The sequence below is a fragment of the Pontibacter sp. H249 genome, assembly GCF_037892465.1.
Taxonomy (GTDB): Bacteria; Bacteroidota; Bacteroidia; order Cytophagales; family Hymenobacteraceae; genus Pontibacter.
Genome location: NZ_JBBKTR010000003.1, coordinates 151,654 through 166,293, shown reverse-complemented (window position 1 = coordinate 166,293; position 14,640 = coordinate 151,654). Strand labels below are relative to the sequence as shown.

Annotated in this window: 10 protein-coding genes; 6 read left to right on the top strand and 4 right to left on the bottom strand. The window is 47.0% G+C overall.

Annotated features, from left to right (window positions below):
- Positions 1-49 precede the first annotated feature (49 nt).
- Positions 50-1,330, bottom strand: coding sequence for an erythromycin esterase family protein (locus WG943_RS05545; RefSeq protein ID WP_340407338.1), 1,281 nt, complete (start codon positions 1,328-1,330; stop codon positions 50-52).
- A gap of 140 nt (positions 1,331-1,470) precedes the next feature.
- Positions 1,471-2,205 carry a DUF4197 domain-containing protein gene (locus WG943_RS05540; protein WP_340407336.1) on the bottom strand — a complete coding sequence of 245 codons (735 nt, stop codon included), beginning with the start codon at positions 2,203-2,205 and terminating at the stop codon, positions 1,471-1,473.
- A 66-nt stretch (positions 2,206-2,271) separates the two neighbouring features.
- Here WG943_RS05540 and WG943_RS05535 point away from each other — a divergent pair, with 66 nt between their 5' ends.
- A complete protein-coding gene (locus WG943_RS05535) occupies positions 2,272-3,531 on the top strand; it encodes a competence/damage-inducible protein A (RefSeq protein ID WP_340407335.1) in 1,260 nt (419 codons plus the stop codon).
- Between the two features lie 147 nt (positions 3,532-3,678).
- Positions 3,679-5,037, top strand: coding sequence for a dihydrolipoamide acetyltransferase family protein (locus tag WG943_RS05530; RefSeq protein WP_340407334.1), 1,359 nt, complete (start codon positions 3,679-3,681; stop codon positions 5,035-5,037).
- 132 nt (positions 5,038-5,169) lie between these two features.
- On the opposite strand, the gene WG943_RS05525 is transcribed toward WG943_RS05530, so the two are convergent.
- Positions 5,170-6,153, bottom strand: coding sequence for a DUF1028 domain-containing protein (locus WG943_RS05525; protein ID WP_445323622.1), 984 nt, complete (start codon positions 6,151-6,153; stop codon positions 5,170-5,172).
- 183 nt (positions 6,154-6,336) lie between these two features.
- On the opposite strand from WG943_RS05525, the gene WG943_RS05520 reads away from it, so the two are divergent.
- Positions 6,337-7,143, top strand: coding sequence for an NYN domain-containing protein (locus tag WG943_RS05520; protein ID WP_340407330.1), 807 nt, complete (start codon positions 6,337-6,339; stop codon positions 7,141-7,143).
- A gap of 421 nt (positions 7,144-7,564) precedes the next feature.
- Entirely contained in the window at positions 7,565-10,720 is a 3,156-nt protein-coding gene (locus WG943_RS05515; RefSeq protein WP_340407328.1) for a WD40/YVTN/BNR-like repeat-containing protein, read from the top strand.
- A gap of 101 nt (positions 10,721-10,821) precedes the next feature.
- Here the strand turns inward: WG943_RS05515 and WG943_RS05510 are convergent, their stop codons facing one another.
- Entirely contained in the window at positions 10,822-11,268 is a 447-nt protein-coding gene (locus tag WG943_RS05510) for a hypothetical protein (RefSeq protein WP_340407326.1), read from the bottom strand.
- Positions 11,269-11,421: 153 nt separating this feature from the next.
- Here WG943_RS05510 and WG943_RS05505 point away from each other — a divergent pair, with 153 nt between their 5' ends.
- Both WG943_RS05505 and WG943_RS05500 read left to right on the top strand, forming a co-directional pair.
- The gene (locus tag WG943_RS05505; protein WP_340407324.1) at positions 11,422-12,006 is read left to right on the top strand and encodes a PepSY-associated TM helix domain-containing protein; all 585 of its coding nucleotides are present in this window, start codon (positions 11,422-11,424) and stop codon (positions 12,004-12,006) included.
- A gap of 5 nt (positions 12,007-12,011) precedes the next feature.
- Positions 12,012-14,426 carry a TonB-dependent receptor gene (locus WG943_RS05500; protein ID WP_340407322.1) on the top strand — a complete coding sequence of 805 codons (2,415 nt, stop codon included), beginning with the start codon at positions 12,012-12,014 and terminating at the stop codon, positions 14,424-14,426.
- Positions 14,427-14,640: the final 214 nt, after the last annotated feature.

The window sequence follows — 14,640 nt, the reverse complement described above, 5'->3', positions numbered from 1 at the left end:
GCAGGACTTTGTCGCTGCAGGCTTCTGATCTATCAGGGTTTATGTTTCTCTAATAATTCCACGGATACAGGTCTGGCTCTTTGCCTGAGGTAGCTTTCATGTGCAGCGGGTGCACTGCCTCTGTTTCATCAAAGTAAACAAAGGCATCGTAGCGGCCCGGAATAACAGTAGGCACATAATTTCCGAACATTTCATACTTTGGGTCATATACCACACCTATTGCGCGATTACCAATTCGGCCTTGTAGCTCTGGTACGTTTACCAGGTCCCGGGAAATTATAATCTTGTCTTCTGTGCTGATCTGGTGCAGCATGTGCTCCCAACTTCCTTCAACAGCTGGCGGTACTTCCATCTTCTGCATCGGTGCGCCCCAAGACCTACTGGCGATCACACTGCCCTGATAGGTACCAAAGCCAACCAGCTTCACTTGGCTCTGCCCATACTTCTTCCGCGCCAGCTCCCCGATATTATACATCCCATCGTCAGCCATGTCGGTAAAACTGGCATCCCCGATATGGGTGTTATGCTCCCATACAATAGCCTTAGATGTTGGTCCGTGCAGGTCTAGAAGCCTGTCCAAAGTTTCCATCATGTGGCTATCACGCACGTTCCAGGAACTGCCACCACCTCGAATCATGGCCCTGTAGTATTTCTCTGCATTTACAGCCACAAGTGCATTCTGGCGGGTATTAAAATCGTTTTCGGGATCATCTGTAAAACTGCGATGATGCTGTATTCTTTGCAGCATCTCCACCACTTCACTCTCGCAGTCTGTTGGTACAAAGGCAGTAGCCCTGGCATAGGTCTGAGGGTCGCGGTTAAAAGGCTCAAAGCAATTAATGGCCATCTTAGCAGCTTCGGCAGCACGTCCATTATTATTTTCCAGAAATTTTATTACCTGCTCCAGCGACTCCCACAGACTATATACATCCAGCCCATAAAAACCTGCTTTCGAGTTCGCATGGCGCAGGTGGTTAAAATCACGTATCCACTCAATTAGGGCAGCCACCTCCCAGTTGGCCCACATCCAGGTAGGCCAGCGGCGGAACACCTGCAATACATCAGCAATTTTGCTACCGGAGTTGCTATACCCTTTAATAAATCGATTTACAGCATAGCATTCTGGCCAGTCGCCTTCTACAGCCACAAAATTAAACCCTTTCTCCTGTATTAATCTTTTGGTAATGGCAGTACGCCAGGTGTAATACTCCGAAGTACCGTGAGAGCCCTCTCCTAACATTACTACACGTGCATCTCCGATCTCATCAATTAAAACGTCCAGGTCTCTCTCTTTTGTGATCGGGTTATATTTAAATGGTTTGTTTGCCATAGTTCAAAAGCTATTGCTGTAAGGCTTGGGTAATTTTTGCTGTATTGTACTTTTATTCAACGTTTTATGTTCCACAAAAAAAAACACCCGCCTTACTAATAAGTAAAACGGGTGCAAAACCTTGTAAAAGCCGGTATAGCCTAAGACTGATTTTCTTTGGAGAACACACGGCGTAACAATTCAGTTGTTCGCGCAATAGGATTCTCTCTAATATTTGCCTCTTCCTGTGCTACAAGTATAAATAATCCATCAATTGCTTTATGAGTAGCATAATCATCTAAGTCGGGATTAACTTTTTGCACCAGCGGAATTTTGTTGTACTGGTTTACCAAGTCTGCATAGTACTTCGTGGCATTAGTCTTTTCCAACGACTGCACCATAATAGGGTTAAATGTATTGTATAGTTGCTGAGAAGTAGTTCGTTTTAAGTACTGTGTGGCTGCATTTTTATCTCCTTTTAAAATTCCCCACGCGTCTTGTATGGTCATTTGCTTGATGGCACTTACGAAAATGGGTACAGCGCTTTTTGCCGCATCCTCGGCACCACGGTTAAGGGTAAGTATAAATTTATCTACCTCATTGCCCAAACCTACCTGACGCAATGTATTATCTACTCGCTGCACATCCTTCGGAAAAGGAATACGAATAAGTGAATTTTTGTAGTAGCCGTCTGTTTGCGAGGCTTGGTTTGCGCCATTCTTGATACCAACCTCCAGTGCCTGCTTTAAACCAGACGCAACTTCGGATTGTGTTACAGGACCTCCTGTGGCGGTGCCTGCTAAAACGCCATCTACAGTGCGTTGTATGTCGGTTGCCGTGCAGGCAGAGGCACCAAGAGCTACAGCTATAAAAGAAGTGTAAAGTAGTTTTTTCATATCGCTAGAACATCTTTAACTTGAAACAGTTTAACAGACCTACGCATAAATCAGACCAAAATATATATGAAAGCCGTTATTGCTGAAATAATCACCATCGGAGACGAAATTCTCTATGGCCAGATTGTAGACACAAACTCTGCCTGGATGGGTGCAGAGTTAACTAAAGCAGGCATAAAAGTAAAGCAGATCACCTCTGTATCAGACAATGCTGACCATATAGTAGAAGCATTGGATAACGCTAAAAAAAGAGCCGATATTATATTGTTGACAGGCGGACTCGGCCCTACCAAAGACGATCTGACAAAGGATGTGCTTACCTCATACTTTAACACCATACTGGAGTTACACGAGCCATCGCTGGCAGATATCGCGGAGATATTTAAGAACCGAGGGCGTGAACTAACAGAACTAAACCGCGAGCAGGCTTATTTACCAGCCGCTTGCACACCTGTGCGCAATGTATTGGGTACTGCGCCGGGTATGTGGTTTGAGCACGAGGGCAAAGTATACGTTTCTATGCCAGGTGTGCCTTATGAGATGAAGCGCATGATGACTGACACAGTGCTACCCCAACTAAAGACATACTTCAAAACACCTGAAATCATACATAAAGTAGTACAGACTGTCGGCATAGCAGAATCTATACTTGCGGCAAAGCTGGAAAACTGGGAAACCAGCCTGCCTTCACATTTAAAGCTGGCTTATCTGCCGCACCTGGGTTCTGTACGCCTGCGCCTTACAGGTTTTGGAGAGGATGCCTCTAAACTGGAGCATGAGATGCAGGAACAGGTTGATAAGCTACAGCAACTTATCCCAAACTATATTTTTGCCTTTGGCGAGATAAGTTTAGAAGCAGCTATTGGCCAACTACTAAAAGAGCGCGGTCTTACTATAGCAACCGCAGAAAGCTGCACAGGCGGTTACCTAGCTCATAAAATAACAAGTATAAGCGGAAGCTCTTCCTATTACCAAGGCAGTGTAATTGCGTACCACAACGACGTTAAAATTCGGGAGCTAGGTGTAAAACCTGAAACCCTGCAACAGCATGGCGCCGTAAGCGAGGCTACTGTAAAGGAAATGGCAGAAAATGTAAAACTAAAATTCGGTACTGACATTGGCGTAGCTACCAGCGGTATAGCTGGCCCTGACGGAGGTACACCTGACAAACCTGTAGGCACAATCTGGATAGCTTACTCCGATAAGTATAAATCTGAGGCAAAGCTGCTGCAATTTAATAAAGACAGGCTACTGAACATTGAGTACACTACTTTGGCTGTGTTAAATATGGTGCGCCAAAGTTTGGCCTTAACCGTTGAGGAATAGGCTAAAATCCTTAACTTTGTCTGGGTTTTTTAAGGCAAAAGAGTATTTGGCAAAGGATAAAAGCTCATCAACTGTTTATTTCCTTTGTCTTTTGTCCTTCATCTTTTTTTTATAAAACACTAAAAACGATCAACGAACAACGATAATATGGCACTTGTAGAAATGGTTATGCCCAAAATGGGCGAGAGTATCATGGAAGGTACCGTTCTTAAATGGCTTAAAAACGTGGGTGATACCATTGAGCAGGATGAGTCGGTACTGGAAGTAGCTACAGATAAAGTAGACACGGAAGTTCCTGCAATACAGGGCGGCGTTTTGAAAGAGATTCTGGTACAGGAAGGCGATGTGGTAGCAGTTGGTGCTCCAATTGCTATTATCTCTACAAACGGTGAAGACACAGGTGCTGCTGCTCCTGCAGCTTCTCAGGCTCCTGCCGCTGCACCTCAGGCCGCTGCGCCACAGGAAAGCGCTGCTCCTGCTGCTACTTCATCAGCTAAACTGGACAAACCTGCTACAGGCCGTTTTTACTCTCCGCTAGTGCTTAACATTGCCCGCGAAGAAGGTATTTCGATGGAGGAACTGGAGTATGTACCAGGTACCGGCAGCGAAGGACGTGTGTCGAAGAAAGACATCATGAACTACCTGTCTAACCGTGGTGCGGCGCCTCAACCAGCTGCTGCTCCGCAGGCTCAGCCACAGGCACAACCACAAGTACAGGCTCCTGCCGCTGCACCAGCTCCGGCTGCTCAGCCACAGGCTGCTGCGCCTCAGGTAAAACCAGCTGCATCTTACGGTGGCAACGTAGAGCTTATCGAGATGGACCGCATGCGCAAGATGATCGCCGACCGCATGGTCGATAGTAAGCGCATTTCTCCGCACGTTACTTCTTTTGTAGAGGCTGATGTAACCAATATTGTGAACTGGAGAAACAAGTGGAAGAATGAGTACAAGAAGCGTGAAGGCGAAAATCTGACCTTCACTCCTATCTTTATAGATGCCATTGCAAAGGCGATCAAAGACTTCCCGATGATCAACGTGTCTGTAGATGGTGGTACGATTATCCGCCACAAAGACATTAACATTGGTATGGCTGTAGCTTTGCCAAGCGGTAATCTGATCGTACCAAACATTAAGAACGCTGACCAACTGAATCTGAACGGGCTGACAAAGAAGGTGAACGACTTGGCGAACCGTGGCCGTATGAACAAGCTGACGCCAGACGATCTTGCAGGTGGTACTTACACCGTTTCTAACGTTGGATCTTTTGGCAACGTAATGGGTACGCCGATTATCATGCAGCCACAGGTAGCGATTATGGCAGTTGGCGCCATTAAAAAGAAGCCAGCTGTAATCGAAACACCAGAAGGCGACCTGATTGGTATCCGCCACTTTATGTACCTGTCGCACTCTTACGACCATCGCGTTGTGGATGGCTCGCTGGGTGGCATGTTCGTGCGCCGTGTAGCTGATTACCTGGAGAACTTCGACGTAAACCAGACTATTTAATAGCTAAAGTTACTTCTTTGGCTCTGAAGTAAATTTAGAACCTTAGATTACACCGATTTTAAAAACAAAACCTCCGGGAAAAGCTCTCGGAGGTTTTGTTTTTTTGGCGGCAGATGCTTTCAGCGGCTTGCTTTATTTTGCCTTCAGCAATTTTTCCAGATCCTTCTTGCTTACATTCAGTAAGCCAACCTCCGGTAACCTTGCCGTTAACTCCCGCCAATTATCATCTTTTCGATAAACTTCACGCAGAAGTTTAGCAGCTTCATCAACTTGTCCGCTGCTGGCCAGGCCAATGGCATGCCAATACTTCATCTCCAGGTTATTTGGATACATGGCTTCGGCTTTGCCATACTCTTCCATAGCTTTTTGCATTTGACCTTTCTCGATGGCCAGATCGCCATTATTCATGTGCTCATAAGCACGGTGTACTTTTAGCAGTCGCGCCAGCTCATCCAGCGGTTTTTCATGGTCATCTACACGTAGGTCAATTATTTTGTCATCCCAGGGCTGGTCTGATTTCTGACCTTTTACCACAACAAGCGCTGCCGATTGCTTGCCACGAATGTCGCCTCCCTCCTGCTCTGCCGCTTGCATGGCAATCAGTACGCGCTCTGCCAGCGGCTGTCCTTCGCTTTTCTCAAAAGCCTTCGCCATGGCAGGCCATACTTTATCAGTTAGCATCATGTTGGCCTGCACCGAAAAGTTCTTACCTGTTATATGTCCGGCATAGCGAATGCATTGTTTACCAGTATGCGTTGCCACGTTTCCTTTCGAATCAAGTATAGAAACCTGGCGTACCTCACGCGCCTCGTCTTTGGCTAAAAGTATAGCCAGCGCCTCTTCAGCAGTTTTACCCTCCTTTAAAAGTTGTAACCCTAGCGGGCCATACGATTTATTTACAAAAGATTGGGTGGCTACTACACCTACACCAGCCTCTACCCAGGGCACGGCTGTGCCCACCGAAAACCAATGGCTCTGCACGCCAACAGCCATCTCTCCTGTTTTTGGATCTCGGGCAACAATAGAATATGTATGTGCCAGCGGCTCTTCGGCTTTAAACACCTGCGCCTGACTGTGGGCGGAGCCTGTGGCTACCGCGAAAGCTGAACCCAGCATAAGCAAAAACTTTTTTATCCTGATCATATAATTCTGTTTGTAGCTCTGTTACGGTAAGATAGGCATTTTGTGATAAAGTATAAATGACTGGCAGTATAACCTCTGTCAAGAATAAAAGTATAAACTGTATTGCACCATTTATGGGTGCGCTGCGAAATAGCAGCATCAAGCAACCTTTTATACATGAAATACACCACACGAGAACGTAAACCGTCGCGCATGGCCGTGCTGATAGACGGGGATAACGCCCAACCCAGCCTTATTGTTAAACTTTTAGCCGAGGTGGGAAAGTATGGCCCTCCTACCATACGTAGAATTTACGGAGACTGGACCACCCCGCAAATGAACGGCTGGAAAGACTGCCTAAACAACCATGCCATACAGCCCATCCAGCAGTTTCGCTATACTGTTGGCAAAAACGCTACCGACAGCGCCCTGATTATAGATGCCATGGATTTGCTGCACAGCGAACTGGTAGACGGTTTCTGCATCGTATCCTCCGACAGCGACTATACCAGGTTGGCCACACGCATTCGAGAGGCCGGCATTTTTGTGATGGGCATTGGTCAGCGCAAAACACCAAAGCCCTTTGTTAATGCCTGCAACGTGTTCATATTTACCGAAAATCTAACGGATGATATTGATGAACGCAAGATTGAAGAAGCAGAAAAAGATCCAGGGAATGGAGCCTCTCACCACAAACCTAACCCTTTGCCGTTACTAAAAGAAGCTTTTGTAATGGCCTCAGACGAAGACGGATGGGCACATTTAGGTGCAATGGGCACTAACCTGCGCCAGCTAGACCCTAGTTTTGACCCTCGTACTTTCGGTTATAACCAATTACTGCAGTTAATTAAGGCGTACAAAGATGTATTCACCATCCGGAAAGAAGACGACAAAGGCCCTTCGGCAGTATACATTAAACGCAAGGACAAACGCCGTGCAAAACCACGACTGAAAAAGCTTGAGCCAACATCCCAACGCACTTGAGTATAGCAACTAATTAGATTAAGTACCGGAAGGATCAAGATTAGTATTCGACTTTGTAGAGGCGCAAAATTTTGCGCCTCTTTTCTTTTAATATGCATGCTGATGATAAAGACCTCGCAGCGTCCGAAGGTCCTGCGAGCGTCTAGAGGATAAGCTGTAGCTACTGTAGCAAAATCCAGACGCTCGCGGGTCATAAAGATACCGTGAGGTCTTTGCGTTTCATCCTTTATAACAATTATCAAAATTTAACTTCTTCAGGCAATCCTGTCCATCTTAAAATCCTGTAAATCCTGATCCTGCTTGCTTTTATTCGTGATTTTTCCTAACTCAATAGCTCAAACTCTAAACTTACTAACCTTACAACATCCTCATGAATAAAACTTTGCGCAGAACCAGCTCTGTTGCCTGTTTACTGTTAGCTATGACTGTGGCCTCGCCAGAGATTATGGCGCAGAAGCAGAAAACACGCAGCACAAAACAAAAAGATGCTCCTGCAGCCGTAGATCCTAAGCTGTATGATGGCATGACCTGGCGCAGCATTGGCCCTTATCGTGGTGGCCGTTCTGGTACCGCCACAGGCGTGCCGGGTAAACCTAACATTTATTACTTTGGGGCAACAGGTGGCGGCGTTTGGCGCACTACTGATGGTGGCTCTACCTGGGAAAGTTTATCTGACGGTTTTTTTGGTGGCTCTATTGGTGCCGTTGCGGTTAGCGAAGCCGACCCAAATGTGATCTATGTTGGCGAAGGCGAAAAGACTGTCCGCGGCAACGTATCGTCGGGTCATGGCGTATGGAAGTCGGTAGATGCCGGTAAAACATGGCAACACATCGGGCTTAAAGACTCCAAGCACATTGGCCGTATCCGCATACATCCGCAAAACCCGGACATAGTATACGTGGCCGTGATGGGTGATTTGTACAAGTCGCATGAGGAGCGTGGGGTGTATAAAAGTATAGACGGCGGCAAAACATGGAAGCGCGTGTTGTTTGCCAATAAAGATGCAGGCGCTGTAGACCTGATCATCGACCCAAACAACAGCCGCAACCTGTATGCTACCACCTGGAATGTGCGCCGTACGCCTTACAGTTTGTCTTCTGGCGGACCTGGTTCTGGTATCTGGAAAAGTACCGACGGTGGTGATACCTGGAAAGAGATCTCTAAAAACCAGGGCTTGCCAAAAGGCACATTGGGTATTATTGGAGTAGCTGTTTCGCCGGTAAATTCTGAAAGAGTGTATGCCATGGTAGAGGCTGATGAAGGCGGCCTGTTCCGCTCCGACGACAGCGGTCTTACATGGAAAAAGGTGAACGATGATCGTAACCTGCGTCAGCGTGCCTGGTACTATACCCGCGTTTATGCCGACCCGAAAGATGAGGATGTGGTATACGTACTGAACGTGTCGTACCATCGTTCTAAAGATGGTGGCCGTACTTTTGAAAGCAACAATGCTCCACATGGTGATCACCACGACCTTTGGATTGCACCAGAAGATCCATCGCGCATGATCATTGCTGATGACGGTGGCGCGCAGGTAACGACAGACGGAGGCATGAACTGGAGCACATACCATAACCAGAACACTGCACAGTTCTACCGTGTAACTACAGATAACCACTTCCCTTACCGCATTTACGGCGCGCAGCAGGACAACTCTACCGTTCGTATTTCGCACCGCTCTGATGGGTATGCTATCACAGAAAATGATTGGGAATCTACAGCAGGATCGGAAAGTGCACACCTGGCAGTGGATCCAACGAACCCTGAAATTGTGTATGGCGGTAACTATGGTGGATTTTTATCCAGAGTAAACCACAGCAATAACCAGGAACGTGTGATTAACGTGTGGCCTGACAACCCGATGGGCCACGGTGCAGAAGGCATGAAGTATAGATTCCAGTGGAATTTCCCGATCCTATTCTCGCCAAACGATCCGAAGAAACTTTACACCACGTCTAACCACGTGCATGTTACTTATAACGAAGGCCAGAGCTGGGAAACTATATCTCCTGACCTTACGCGCAACGACTCTACCAAGCTTGGTCCGTCTGGTGGCCCGATCACAAAAGATAACACCAGCGTGGAGTATTACGGCACCATCTTCGCCATAAACGAGTCTGCTCTGGAGCCAGGTGTTATCTGGACAGGTTCTGATGACGGCTTGATACATGTAACACGCGATAATGGCAAGAACTGGACAAATGTAACGCCGAAGAAAATGCCAGAGTGGATCATGATCAACAGCATTGATGCGCACCCGACCATTAAAGGCGGTGCTTACGTGGCAGCTACCATGTATAAGTCAGGAGATTTCAGGCCATACCTGTACAAAACTACTGATTACGGCAAAACCTGGACTAAAATTACCAGCGGCATTCCGGAAAACCACTTTACACGCGTGGTTCGCGCCGACCAGAAACGACCGGGCTTGTTGTATGCCGGTACAGAGTATGGCATGTACATTTCGTTTAACGACGGTGACAGCTGGCAGCCATTCCAGCTCAACCTGCCAATCGTACCAATCACCGACATGACCATCAAGAACGACAACCTGATCGCTTCTACACAAGGCCGTGGATTCTGGTTGATTGATGATATTACGCCGCTTCATACGATGAACGGAAGTATAGCCAACAGCAAGTTCCACCTGTACAAGCCGCTGGACGCTTACAAAATGGACGGAGGTAGCAGAGGCAACTCTAAAACTGCCGGACAGAACCACCCGGGTGGTGTAATGGTGCACTACTACCTGCCAACGGCTCCGGATTCTGCCACAGTTGTGAAGATGGAGATCATGGACGAGAACGGCAAACTGATTCGCAGTTATGCCAGCAATGCCAAAGAGCGTAACGAGAAGCTAGAAGTGAAGAAAGGCATGAACCGCTTTGTGTGGGATATGCGCTATCCGGAGGCCAGCCGTTTTGACGGTATGATTATCTGGGGTGGTGGCACGCAAGGCCCGAAAGCTATACCTGGAAAGTATAAGGCAAAGCTAACAGTGAACAAAGAAAGCCAGGAAACGGATTTTGCCATACTTCAGGACCCGCGCACCAAAGCATCGCAGGCAGATCTGCAGGCACAGCACGAGTTTCTAACAGAAGTACGCGACAAGTTGACTGAAACACACGATGCGATCAAAGACATCCGTACTATGCGTGGACAGCTGAAGACTTTAACCGGTAACCTGAAAAGCCAGGGCAGCGACTATAAAACCATTGTAGAATCAGCCAATGCGATTGAGAAGAAGATCACAAAGATCGAGGAGACACTGTACCAGACCAAGAACCGCAGTGGCCAGGATCCGCTTAACTTCCCTATCCGCCTGAACAACAAACTGGCGAACCTAGTGGGGCAGGTAAGCACCGGCGATTTCCGCCCAACTGATCAGGCTTATGCCTTTAAGAAAGAGGTGACAGCCCAGATCGATGCGCAGCTGAACGAACTGAGGAAAGTAAAGGAGCAGGACGTTCCGGCATTAAATAAGATGATTCAGCAGCAAGGCGTGGATTTTATCAGCGTGAAGAAAAAAGACGAGAAAAAAGCTGACGCTAACCCAACTTCTTCGGTGAAGGAGTAGCCTAGTAAGTCCAAAATATAAAAGTCCCCGCTGCAGATGTAGCGGGGGCTTTTATATTTTGGACTCTTTCAATATACTATTATCAAGTAAAACATGTATAGTTATAGTACCTCTACCACCATCCTCACCTCTTTTTTATCGCCTCTTTCTTCTGAACTTGGATAAGGTAGCACTTCTTTAAGTATAATATTGTACCCTGTTCCGCCAACAGTTACAGTAAGTGTATGTTTAGAGCGAACTGGCGCTGGGCGGCAATCGCCAATACACATTTGCAGTTCCTTGTCTGATTCCTGAGCATTGGATGCAGTAAAGGTGGCGGTGGCATTGCCTAACCACACACAATTGGCATCGGAAGGGCAGCGGGAGTCAATAACGTTCTGTAGTTTCAATGTCAGGGTTTCACCTTCTCCGGTTATTTCCACCTGCTCTCCCCTTACAAGAGAAAACGTTTCACCAAATTTTACATCCTCAGTTTGGGGCTTAGTACTGTCGTTCTGGCATTGCCACATCAGCAACAGCAAAAGAAAAGGGTAAATGTAGTTTAACATAATTTATACTGAATAGTGTTTACAAGGTCTCTTTTTACTAAGAGTCTTGAGCGGCGTAAATGGTTGCACAGCTTTGCATTTACAACAGCTGGTTAAACTTTAAGGGTATACCCAAGTCTATAAGTTGGATATATCACCCTATTATAAGAACTTGTGATTCAGAAAAAGGCAAAAGAGCAGAACATGCAGCCATACATCAAGCAAAAAATAACCAAACTTAGCGGCACCCTGCGCGAGTACCGCGTGTACCACCGCTATGTGGGCTTGGTTATTGGATTGTTTGTGCTGATCAGTAGTATAACCGGTATCCTTTTGGGCTGGAAGAAAGACGTAGACCTACTACAGCCGCCACTCATAAAGGGCCAGACTTCAGACCTTACCCAATGGGTTTCCATGGCTGATCTGGCAACTGCCGCGTATGCCGGACTAGACTCGGCTCAAAGTATAAAAAACAACCCCATTGATAGAATTGAAGCACGCCTAGACAAAGGCATGGTTAAAGTGCTCTTCAGCGAAGGCTATTGGGAAGTGCAGGTAGATGGCAGCACCGGCAAAGTACTATCTGTTGCACAACGCCACTCTGACTGGATTGAGCAGATCCACGACGGCTCTATTATAAGCGATCTGTTTAAGCTGGTAAGTATGAACCTGCTCGGATTGGGATTACTTATACTAACCATTACCGGGGCCACGCTTTGGTTATACCCGAAGCGAATTCGCAAATTAAAAAAAGATTAAGTTAGATGAAGAAGTTACTGGGGCTGCTTTTCCTGCTCCTGATCACATGCCAGATTGGCTTAGCGCAAAGTATAAAAGTGGTTGATAAAACTACCCTGCAGCCCTTGGTCGGTGTGGTAATTTCTGCCAAGAACGGTAATAATGCTACTACCACGACAGATGCCACTGGTATGGCTACTTTGGATATCGGCCTACAGCAGGCTGAGCATCTACAATTTTTATACGTTGGATACCAACCACAGACACTCACGCCAAAGCAACTACAGACCCTAAACTACCATGTGGCCCTAACGCAGCAGAGCCATAACCTGAACGAGGTGGTGGTGTCGGCAGGCAGATTTACACAGCAACAGCAACTGGTGCCGCAGCAGGTAGAAGTGCTGAGCCGCAGAGAACTTGAATTCCTAAGCCAACCAACTACCGCCGATGTGGTGCAGCAAACCGGAAAAGTACTGGTACAAAAAAGCCAAATGGGAGGCGGCAGTCCTATTATTCGAGGTTTTGAAGCCAATAAGGTACTGCTGGTGGTAGACGGGGTACGGATGAACAACGCCATCTATCGTGGTGGCCACCTGCAAAATATCATTACATTAGACAATAGTATGCTGGATCGTGCCGAGGTAGTTTTTGGCCCAAGCTCTGTAGTGTATGGCTCTGATGCTTTGGGCGGTGTACTGCATTTCCATACGTTGCAGCCTCAGCTAGCCATTGGCAAAGAAAAGTTAATAAGCGGCAGCGCCTTTACCCGATATGCCACAGCCCCTAACGAGAAAACAGTACATGCCCAGCTAAACTACGGACGCCAAAAGTGGGGCAGCCTGACAAGTATAACAGTTTCTGATTTTGGAAATTTAAGGCAGGGCAAAAATCGCAAAAGTAGTTACGGAGACTTGGGCATACGCAACTTTTATGCTGATCGTATAGCTGGTCGGGATACTATGCTGGCAAATCCAAATCCAAACATCCAGCGGCCAACAGGCTATACCCAATTTGATGTGCTACAGAAGGTGCTTTTTAAACCATCCGAAAACATCAGCCATACTTTAAACATGCAATTAAGCACCAGCACCGATGTACCCCGCTACGATAGGCTTACGGAGTTTTCCGGCGATAAATTAAAGTATGCGGAATGGTACTATGGCCCGCAGGAGCGCTTGCTGGCAGCTTATACTTTGGGGCTTTCCAGAAAAACCTCTTTTTATGATGAGGCTAAATTGATAACAGCCTATCAAAGGCTGGAAGAGAGTCGCCATAACCGCCGCTTCAACAAATCTAATCTGTCGCACCAAACAGAGCAGGTACAGGTTTACAGCTTAAATGCAGACCTCAGCAAAAGTATAAACCTGCACCGCCTGCAGTACGGCATAGAAGCTACACACAACGATGTAAACTCTGTAGCTACCGAAGAAAACATTGTAACAGGCAACGTACAGCTTCAACCGACCCGCTACCCCGATGCAGGTTCCAGTATGCACAGCGCCGCCGCCTATTTAACTCACACCTGGGATATAAAGCCATGGCTGATCGTGAACCAGGGCCTGCGCTATAGTTATGTTGGACTAGACGCTGAGTTTGAAGACAAGACCTTCTTTCCTTTTTTAGCGGATGAGTTGCAGCAGCGAAATTATGCGCTATCGGGCAATGCCGGCGTGGTTATACTGCCAGGCAATGGCTGGCGCTTTACGGCACTAGGCTCTACAGGCTTCCGGGCACCTAACGTAGACGACTTAAGCAAAGTGTTTGATTCCACACCCGGTAATGTGATTGTACCTAACCCTAATTTAAAACCAGAGCATACTTACAACCTCGAGGCCAGCGTCTCTAAAAGTATACAGCAGCGCCTGCACTTGGAACTGGTAGGCTACTACACCTGGTACCGCGACGCTATCACCACACAGCCGGTGCTTTTTAACGGGCAAGATTCTATACTTTATAATGGACAGCTGAGCCAGGTAACAGCCAATGTGAATGCCGGTAAAGCCTATCTCTATGGCTACAGCGCTAGCTTAAAAGCAGACATCACCAACGCACTCAGCCTAAGTTCTTCTTTAAACTACACGTATGGCAGAATTGAACAAAGCGAGGGAGACATTCCGCTGGACCACGTGCCGCCGCTGTTTGGCCGCACAAGTATAAATCTGCAGGCGAAGCGACTTCGTGCCGAGTTCTTTGCGTTATATAACGGTGCCAAAAAGCTGGAGGATTACAACCCAAATGGCGAGGATAATATAAAGTATGCCACGCCGCAAGGCATGCCAAGTTGGTATACTTTGAACGTTCGGGCAGCTTACCAACTTACCCCAGACTTGCAGCTACAGGCTGCGCTGGAGAACATCACCGACAGGTACTACCGTGTATTTGCATCGGGTATTAGTGCGCCAGGACGTAACTTTATACTAACCCTTAGGGGCCGTTTCTGATCACCTTACAAGGCTTCTCCTATCATTGGCCTCAGTCACAGCAGAATTCTGTAGCTGCTGTGACTGAACTTTTATTTTCCTTTACTCGTGCCAGCACGTGTTCTACAGCTAAATCTATACCACTAATGTAAAAATTACTTTACTTTTTATCTAGAATACTTGACAAATGTAAAAAACTCCTTACATTAGCATTGAAATTTAATCTACAAAAGAC